This window comes from Bifidobacterium sp. (genome assembly GCF_050874245.1).
Classification (GTDB): domain Bacteria; phylum Actinomycetota; class Actinomycetes; order Actinomycetales; family Bifidobacteriaceae; genus Bifidobacterium.
Genome location: NZ_JBNMKH010000195.1, coordinates 1 through 1,314, shown reverse-complemented (window position 1 = coordinate 1,314; position 1,314 = coordinate 1). Strand labels below are relative to the sequence as shown.

Here is a 1,314-nt window from a genome sequence, read left to right as displayed (position 1 = left end):
TTGATCAGCGGGGAGAACAGAATCATACAGCCGGACACGATAATCGCCTTCGCCGGCACCTTGTGATCCGACACCTCACCGAGGCGCTGCATAGCGGGCGATTCGGAGTCCTGCGCAAGCTGGTATAGGTGGCGGCCCGCCGAGTAGATCAGCGAATTGAGTGCCGACGCGGCTGCGGTGATCACCACGAAGAACACGAGCGCGGCGGCCCAGTCGAGGCCCGCGTACTTAAACACCATGATGAACGGGGAGCCGAACGAGCCGTCCGCGTTCTGATGGAAGTTGCGCCACGGCACGATGGCCATGATGGCCACGAGAGCGCCCACGTAGAAGATGAGGATGCGCATGATCAGCTCGTTGACGGCCTTCGGCAGCACTTTGCGTGGGTTCTGGGTTTCGGACACGGTCACACCCACGAATTCGATGAGCTGGTAGGCGAAGAACACCATCTGGAAGCTCATGAAGAAGTTCATCCAGCCGTTCGGCGCAAGCTGGAAGCCGTCGGTAATGTTCGTAAGGCTCACAGTGGCACCGGAAACCGTGCCGTCCACGCCTTCGATATGCGTGGCCGGGTAGCTGAAACCGAGGAACAGCATCACCACGGCGGTGACAATCAGACCCACAATCAGCGTGATTTTGATCATGGAGAACCAGAATTCCGCCTCGCCGAACACTTTCACGGCAATGAGATTGATGCCGGTGAGCGCCACGAGGAAGCACAGTTCGATAAGCCCTTTCCACGCGTTGAGGTCGATGCCGAACGTGCCGGAGAATGTGACGAAATAGGTGCTGACGGCCGTGATTTCGGTCATGCCGGTCAGGATGAGCACAATCCAGTACGTCCAGCCGGCGAATTTGCCCCACGCGCGGCCGAGGTAGCGGGTGATGAAGTTGATGAACGTGTGCTGGCTGGGGTCGCTGTACATCATTTCGCCGATGGCGCGCATGAGCAGGAACATGACCAGGCCGACGCCGATGTACACGAGGATGATGCTCGGTCCGGTCAGCGCGATCGATTTGCCGGAGCCGAGGAACAGACCGGTGCCGATGGTTCCGCCGATGGCGATGAATTGGACATGGCGATTTTTCAGGCCGCGTTCCATGTCGTTGTCTTTGTCGAGGCTTTCGATGGATTTGATTTGCGCGGTTTCCGTCGCTTCGGACGTGCTTATACCAGTTTTTCCGGTTTTCGTATTCCCAAAAGTCATAATGTTCACACCCTACCGCGGGAGCCGCACAATCTCTGCCGTTGTTCGTACCGCGAAATGCGCTATATGTGGCAGATTCGCATCTTTTCCAAAAAACGCTTTGCGA

The 1,314-nt window shown here is 57.5% G+C and carries 2 protein-coding genes; one reads left to right on the top strand and one right to left on the bottom strand.

The genetic code is table 11. From position 1 onward, the window contains the following. Positions 1 to 1,130: amino acid permease (locus ACR0P8_RS09825; RefSeq protein WP_432624865.1), on the bottom strand; the 1,130-nt coding region annotated here is incomplete at its 3' end. Here ACR0P8_RS09825 and ACR0P8_RS09820 point away from each other — a divergent pair. Continuing rightward, on the top strand, positions 1,077 to 1,314 hold a 238-nt coding region (locus ACR0P8_RS09820), incomplete at its 3' end, for a hypothetical protein (protein WP_432624866.1). The two genes, ACR0P8_RS09825 and ACR0P8_RS09820, sit on opposite strands and share 54 nt — an antisense overlap.